General features: G+C 67.3%; 5 protein-coding genes. 4 read left to right on the top strand and 1 reads right to left on the bottom strand.

Annotated elements, in window-relative coordinates:
* Nucleotides 1–387 precede the first annotated feature (387 nt).
* Entirely contained in the window at nt 388–1,614 is a 1,227-nt protein-coding gene (locus ACW4LP_RS12130) for a deoxyguanosinetriphosphate triphosphohydrolase family protein (RefSeq protein ID WP_114540641.1), read from the bottom strand.
* 114 nt (nt 1,615–1,728) lie between these two features.
* Between ACW4LP_RS12130 and dnaG the strand changes: the two genes are divergently transcribed.
* The 4 genes from dnaG to ACW4LP_RS12110 all read left to right on the top strand — a co-directional run bounded on the left by dnaG (nt 1,729) and on the right by ACW4LP_RS12110 (nt 7,307).
* Nucleotides 1,729–3,594, top strand: a complete 1,866-nt coding sequence (gene dnaG / locus ACW4LP_RS12125) for a DNA primase (RefSeq protein ID WP_114549757.1) — start codon at nt 1,729–1,731, stop codon at nt 3,592–3,594.
* Between the two features lie 204 nt (nt 3,595–3,798).
* Complete coding sequence (gene def / locus ACW4LP_RS12120) at nt 3,799–4,341, top strand: peptide deformylase (protein WP_022739980.1); 543 nt, start codon at nt 3,799–3,801, stop codon at nt 4,339–4,341.
* A gap of 1 nt (nt 4,342) precedes the next feature.
* On the top strand, nt 4,343–5,281 hold the full coding sequence (gene fmt, locus ACW4LP_RS12115) for a methionyl-tRNA formyltransferase (protein ID WP_114549758.1): 939 nt from the start codon (nt 4,343–4,345) through the stop codon (nt 5,279–5,281).
* Nucleotides 5,274–7,307, top strand: coding sequence for a transcription antitermination factor NusB (locus tag ACW4LP_RS12110; RefSeq protein ID WP_114540645.1), 2,034 nt, complete (start codon nt 5,274–5,276; stop codon nt 7,305–7,307). The genes fmt and ACW4LP_RS12110 overlap by 8 nt, the downstream gene beginning before the upstream one ends.
* The last annotated feature ends 176 nt before the right edge of the window (nt 7,308–7,483 follow it).

The raw sequence follows: 7,483 nt of genomic DNA, 5'->3' as shown, positions 1-7,483 counted from the left end.
TCCGGGCGGTCTCGCGGATGGATGTTCTGTTGCCTGCGATTATAGGGCAACGCGCGCGGCGGCGGATGCGCTACCCACATTCTGCAAAGGAGGATTTAAAGCACATTTTCCAAATCTGAATGTTTAATATGCGGAGGATAGAATTACAGACTTCGAGAAAAGCCTGGTAGAGCGATTGCAAAAAATTAGCACTCGCATAATTGCATCGCCGTGATTTGGAAAATGTGTAATTTTGGAAAGAGCAATTTGGAAAATGTGCTTTTCTGGAGTCCGTTATCGTGGGAATCTTGTGCAAGCTCCAAAATAGCACATTTTCCAAATCGTGCAGAAAACAAAGAGTGGGACGTGCGTTCGGGTTTGCAAGCTAGCGAATCTGATTAGTAAGGGTTAGATGAGATCCGCGCAATAGCCGCGGGTTTGGATCTTGCGACGGCTTTTGGGGAACAGGTGGCGGTAGATGGCCATGAAGTAGCTGTCAGTCATGGAGGCCATGTAGTCCACCACGATCTGGTTCGGCTCGCCGGCCAGGTACTCCGCAGGCACGATGGACCGCGATGCCGCGGCGAGGCGCTGCACGTGGTGCTGGAAGATGGGACTTTCCCGGCGCTCTTCCAAAAGGTCGGAAAGCAGCCGCGCGTACATCTCCTCGAACATCTCCTCCACGAGGTTCTCGGTGTCGTCCACCATGCCCTCTTTCAAGTAGATGACCTCGTAGTTCTGCTTCTTCGCCAGCTTCAGGTCGCGGAAGACCTCCTCGCTCATGGCAATCTCCGGCTTGCCGTAGGAGTTGTTCACGATGTCCACGGTGAGGTTGTTGATGATCTTCGCGTTGGTCACGCCGATCGCCTCGGAATCGAAGGGGGAAAGCGAATCGATGACCCCCATGGCCAGCGCGTCCTGGCGATCCTTGCCGATGTAGGCGATCATGTCGGCCACGCGCACCACGCAGCCCTCCAGCGTGGAAGGGCGCAGGGTCTTGATGGTGGACTCGTCGGCCGTGCAGGCCTCCACCAAGTTGTCCAGCTGCTCGAACGTGGCCGTCTCTCCCAGGCGCAGCACCTGCTGGGCGAACTCGCCGTTGTGGCAGAGCACACCGTCGAGCGTCTGCAGCGAGATGTTGCGGCGGTACAGGTTGTCGAGCACCCGCACCGAGTGCACGTTGTGGTTGAAGGTGCGCCCGGTGCGCGCGTGGTAGCAGGCCGACAGAAAGCGCTCGCCGGCGTGGCCGAAGGGCGTGTGGCCCGTGTCGTGGCCCAGCGCGATGGCCTCGATGAGGTCGCAGTTCAGCCCGAGCAGGCTCCCGATGCCCCGGGCCACGCGGCTCACCAGCTGCACGTGCAGGCCGCGCCGCGAGATCTCGTCGTTCTCGGCGAAGGAGAACACCTGGGTCTTGTCGGCATAGCGGTTGTAGGCGGGCAGGTTCAAGATCTTCTCGATGTCGCGCACGAAGGCCGGGCGCGTGAGCGTGGCCCGGTCGTGGGCGAAGTCCTCGCGGCGCACCACGGCGTCGTCGTCGGTGCGGTAGGGGCTCGTTCGCCCGGCGGCCCGATCGGCCCGGATGGCCTCTTCCACGTCGGGATCGAGGGTAAGGTAGGGGACGTTGTTCTCTGCCATGGCTCGCTCGCTTTCGCTGATCGTTAGTTTTGCCGCTATTGTAGCTTGAGGAACATCTGTTTGCGAACGAGGTGCTATACTTTCCAGAAAACGACGAAGAGAAAGCGGGGGCGCGTGGCCGGCATCAGCGACGAGGATATCCAGAAAGTTCGCGACGCGAGCGATCTCGTGGCGGTCATCGGCGAGCGCACCCCCGTCAAGCAGAAGGGCCGCGACTTCTGGTGCTGCTGCCCGCTGCATCAGGAGAAGACCCCCTCGTTCAAGATCGACCCCGCCACCCAGCTGTGGCACTGCTTCGGCTGCGGGGAAGGGGGCGACGTCTTCTCGTTCATCATGAAGACCGAGGACTTCAACTTTCCCGAGGCCGTGCGCTATCTGGCCGACCGCGCCCACATCGACATCGCGGAGGACGCGCGGGGCGGGGGCGTGTCGCGCTCGGTGAAGAGCCGTATGAAGGAGATCTGCGCGCGCACGGCCGAGTTCTACCACACCCAGCTCATGCGCGGGCGCGGCGAGGGGCCGGACGCCGCACGGAAGTACCTGGCCTCCCGCGGCTTCGGCGGCGAGGTGCCGAAGAAGTGGATGCTCGGCTACGCCCCCGGGCGCGGGGCGCTCGTCCGGCATCTTTCGGCTTTGGGCTTCAAACCCGACGAGATGATCCGCGCCAACGTGGCCCTCGACGGGCGCGGGGGCCCGGTGCGCGACCGCTTCTACGAACGCGTGATGTTCCCCATCTTCGACGCCCAGGGCGATTGCGTGGCCTTCGGCGGCCGCGTCATCGGCGCCGGCGAGCCGAAGTACCTGAACTCCCAGGAAACGCCGCTGTTCCACAAGTCCCAGGTGCTCTACGGGCTCGACCAGGCGAAGGCGCGCATGGCCTCTACCGGCTGCGCCATCGTAGTGGAAGGCTACACCGACGTCATTGCGCTGCACGAGGCGGGCGTCACCAACGTGGTGGCCACCCTGGGCACGGCGCTCACCATGCGGCACATCCGGGTGCTCGCCAAGCACGCGCCCAAGAAGATCGTCTACCTGTTCGACGGCGACGCGGCGGGTCAGAAGGCGGCCGACCGCGCCCTGGCCTTCATCGGCGAGAGCATCTCCGACAAGAACCGCAACTCCGTGGAGCTTCTGGCCGTCACCCTGCCGAGCAACCAGGATCCGGCCGAGTTCGTGCAGGCGGAGGGCGCGCAGGCTTTGGAGGCGGTGGTGGAAGGGGCGCTCCCGCTCATCGAGTTCGGCCTCGAACGGCGCCTCGACAGCTTCGACCTGGATACCGCCCCCGGCCGCGATCGCGCGCTGGACGCGTGCCTGGCGGTGCTCGCCCCCATCAAGGACACGCTGGTGGCGAAGGACTACGCCGTGCGCACCTGGTCGCGCCTGCGGGCCCACGGGCGCCTCGGCATCGAGGAGGCCGACGTGCTGGAGCGGCTGGCAGCCCTGGAGACGCCCCGCGGCGCCCCCGAGGAGGAGACCGGGCCCGAGGCCCCCGCGCCCCGACCTGTGCGCCGCGCGCTTTCCCAGGCCGAGCGCAACCGCCTGCGCTTCGAGCGGGAGTTTCTGGCGCTCGCTTGCCAGCATCCCCTTGTGGGGCTCGCCCATGCCGATGCGCTGGCCCAGGTGCAGTGGCACGAGGAGGTGCACCGCCTTCTGGCCGAGAGCGTGCTCGCGACCCTCTCCGAGAACCCGGGGGCCGCGCCGGCCGACATCGTCACGAAGGCGACGCTCGCCACGCCCCATGCCGCCCGCGTGCTCACCGCCGGGTCGTCCTACCCGTCGAGCACCCCGGAGGCCATCGGCGCCTACCTGGCCGAGGAGCTGGCCCTGGGCGATGCCGAGGAGGCCATCGGGGCGCTCACGGCCCAGATGAACGCCGGGGCCGACGCCGAGGAGGCCGAGCTGCTGCACGCGGCCGTTACCACCTTGCAGATGGACGTGGCCGCCCGTCGCGTCGCCCACCGAGCGCTGCCCGCCAGCTAGGGCACCCGCCGCGGCGCTCCATCTCCGCGTTTCACCCCTCCCCGTAGGGGGCGCCGTCCGTCCGTAGATTTCGCGGGTCATCTGGACAGGAGGGGCCTCGCGCTTCACAATGTCCCAAGCAACTGATACGATCCCGGGCCATTTCAGAGCTGCCCGGGGTTGCCGCAGCGCATTGACACTTCACTATACAGAGTAAGGAATACCGTGCTTCCCATTGTTATTTCCCCCGATCCCATTCTCGCCACGGTCTGCGAGCCGTGCGAGCCCGGCGACAAGTCGCTTAAGCGTCTCTCCAAGCAGATGGCCCACGCCATGTACAAGAACTACGGTTGCGGCATCGCCGCCCCCCAGGTGGGCGTCACCAAGCGCCTGGTCGTCATCGACGTCGACTGGGACGGCGAGAAGGGGGAGAAGAACCCCATCGTGCTCGTGAACCCCGAGATCGTGGAATTGGCCGGCGAGCCGGAGGAGGGCGGCGAGGGCTGTCTTTCGTGCCCCGGCGTCACCGTGCCGGTGAAGCGCCAGCCGTGGGCCCGCGTCCAGTACTACGATTTGGACGGCGAGTTGTGGGAGATCGAGGGCGACGGCCTGCTCGGCCGCTGCCTGCAGCACGAGATCGACCACTTGAACGGCAAGACGCTCTTCGAGAGCTGCGATCCGGTGACCCGCATCGAGGCGCTGCGCGCCTACGAGGAGGCCAAGGCCGCCGGCGCCCGCCCGGGCGACACCGATATCGAGGTGAAGTAGCGTGCGCGTCGTCTTCATGGGAACGCCCCGCTTCGCGGCGGAAATCTTGGACGAGTTGGCGGAGTTCCACGAGATCGCGGCCGTCTACACGCGTCCCGACGCCGTGCGCGGCCGGGGAAAGGCGCTCGTACCCTCCCCGGTGAAGGAAGTGGCCGAGCGCCGCGGTCTTCCCGTGCGAACGCCGCGCACGCTGCGCGACGCCGCGGTGCTCTCGGAGCTCGCCGCGTTCGCGCCCGATGTCATCTGCGTGGCGGCCTACGGGGCGATTCTCCCCAAGGAGGTGCTCGACCTGCCGCCCTTCGGCTGCCTGAACGTGCACGGGTCCCTGCTTCCGCGCTGGCGCGGGGCGGCCCCCATCGAGCGGGCCATCCTCGCCGGCGACGAGGAGATCGGCGTGTGCATCATGGCCATGGAGGAGGGGCTCGACACCGGCGACTACTGCGTGTGCCGCTCGCTGCCCGCAGGTTCGCGCACAGCCGCCGAGCTCACCGAGGAGCTGGCAGCCCTGGGCGCCAGCGCGCTGCTCACGGCGCTGGCCCAGGCCGAGGGCGGCAACCTGCGCTGGGTGGCCCAGGACGAGGCGCTGGTCACCTACGCCGAGAAGATCGCCAAAGGCGAGCTGAACCTCGATCCTGCCGAGAGCGCCGTTGCGAACGATCGCCGCGTGCGTGCCTCGGGCGCCGCCCATCCCGCCCGGGCCGTCGTCGCCGGCCGGCCGCTGACGGTGCTGGCGGCCCGCGTGGCCGACGATGCTCCCGCCGACCGCCTGGGCTCCGGCGCGGCGGCCCTTATCGCGAACCGACTGCTTCTCGGCTGCGCCGAGGGGGTCTTGGAAGTAACCGAAGTAAAACCGGACGGCAAGCGCGCCATGGACGCGCGCTCGTTTGCCGCCGGCGTCCCCGCGCTGCGGGGCGAGGAAGGAACATGGTCCCGTGCATAACGATCATCGATCCCACAACCAGAGACGATCCTACGACCGAGCGAGCCAGGGCGATCGCAACGCCCAGGGCGGCGCGCGGCAGAACCGCGGGCCGCGCCCCGGCGGAAAGTCCGGCGACTTCCGCAAAGGGGGCAAGCCCGGCGGGTTCTGCAAAGACAGCAAGCCGGGTGGCTACCGCAAGGATGACCGGGGGCCTCGTGACGGGAAGCCGAGCGACTTCCGCAAAGGGGGCAAGCCCGGCGGGTTCCGCAAAGACGGGAAGCCGGGTAGCTTCCGCAAGGATGATCGCGGCCCCCGCGACGGGAAGCCCGGCGGCTACCGCAAGGACGGCAAGCCCGGCGGATTCCGCAAGGACGACCGGGGCCCGCGTGACGAGCAGCGATCCGGCGCCGACCGGAAGGACTTCCGTGCCCGCGATGGCAAGCCAACTGGTGGGAGCGCCCCCCGCAAGGATTTCAGCCCGCGCACAGGCCGCGGCCCTCGGCGCGATTCCCGCGAGGCGGGCCACCCGCGCGAGGTGTTCATCGACGGCAAGCTCATGGCGGCCCCCGACCAAGACGTCCCGCAGGATCGCGGCCCGCGCTTCGATGGGCCTCGCGACGGCGGCCGCGGAGGCGCGCCGCGCCGCGACCAGGTGCGCCGGCAGAAGGCCCACAAGGCCACGACGGCCCGCGAGCTTGCCCTGGCGGCCATCCACCAGCTGAGGGAGCGCGACGCGTTCGCCCAGGACATCATCGCCAAGACCATCGATATCTCGCCCCTGTCGCGGGAGGATCGGGCCTTCGCCACCCGGCTCGTGCTGGGCGTGGTCAGCACGCGCGGCACCCTGGAGGACATCATCACGGGCTGCATGGACTCGCCCGACGATGCGGCCCCGGCAGTGCGCGACGCGCTGTGCCTGTCGGCCTACGAGATCGTCTTTTTGCAGAAGAGCCCCCATGCCGCCGTCGATCAGGGCGTCGAGCTGGTGAAGTCGGTGGCGCCGCGCGCGGGCGGTCTCGCCAATGCGGTGCTGCGCCGCGTGGCGCGCGCCAAAGAGGCCTTCCCCTTCGGCGACCCGCGCACTGATATCGCCGCCTATGCGCGGCTGCACGGTTTCCCGGTGTGGCTCGCCAAGCGGCTCATCGCAGAGCTCGGGCCCGAGGGCGCCCGCGACTTCATGGTAGCCTCGAACGAGCCGGCTCCGGTCTACATCGCCGTCAACGCGCTGAAGGCCGCCACCGACGAGGAGGTCGTCTCGGTTCTCGCAGCGGCTCACGCTGAGCCTGAAGCCATGGCGCTGGGCGGCTGTGCCGTACCCGGCTGCTACAAAGTGGCGTCGGGCGTGCCCCTGCTCGATGGCCGTGTGCGCCGCATGATGAACCAGGGCTTGCTTCTCGTGTCCGACGCCACCTCCCAGGCAGTGGCGGATCTGGTGGTGGGAGATACGGCACCGGAGTCGTTCTTGGAGATCGGCGCCGGCCGCGCCACGAAGACCATCCTCGACCAGAGCATCGCCTACCGGCGATACGGCAAGCAGATCCCCGAGTACGTCACCGTTGACGTGCACGCCTTCAAGACCAAGCTGCTCCAAGAGCGCGCCGAGCAGTACGGGGCGCACGTGAGCGAGGCCATCATCGGCGACGCCACCGACTTGGACGCCCTGGTGGGCGAGCGCACTTTCGATCGCGTGTTCATCGACTCCCCGTGCACGGGGCTGGGCACGCTCCGGCGTCATGCGGACATCCGCTGGCGCCTGCGCCCCGAAACCATTGCCGAATCGGCCGAGCTGGACGCACGTCTCTTGGAATCGGCGGCATCCCATGTGGCTCCCGGCGGCATTCTGGCCTACGCCACCTGCACCGTCACCCACGAGGAGAACGCCGATGCCGTGGAGGCCTTCCTGGCCACCGAGGCCGGTGCCGCCTTCGAGGTGGTGCCCTGCCGAAACCCCGACCTCGACATCGAGCTGCCGTTCTTCTCCACCGTTTTAGAGCCCGGCGGCCCCGACGCCCACTTCCTCGCCCTTTTGCGTCGCAAAGCCTAAACTCTCGCTTCTCTTTCCCCGATAGAGCGAAATGGGAAATGGAAAATGTGACTATTTGGTCAGTTTTTCCATTTCCCAGGGGGTGCGGACGTTTTTCCGGACGGCCTAGGCGGCCAGCCCCAGCCGCCTCCTGCGGCCGGCTATCGTATCGTACACCTTGCGCCCTCCCTCGTCGA

The organism is Adlercreutzia sp. CNCM I-6215 (genome assembly GCF_977072315.1).
Note: the sequence above shows the minus strand (reverse complement) of the source record. Positions and strands in the feature narration are given on the sequence as shown.

Bases quoted from the DNA above. Each gene is read 5' to 3' on its own strand.
- ACW4LP_RS12130 (WP_114540641.1), bottom strand. From the start codon at position 1,614: ATGGCAGAGAACAACGTCCCCTACCTTACCCTCGATCCCGACGTGGAA.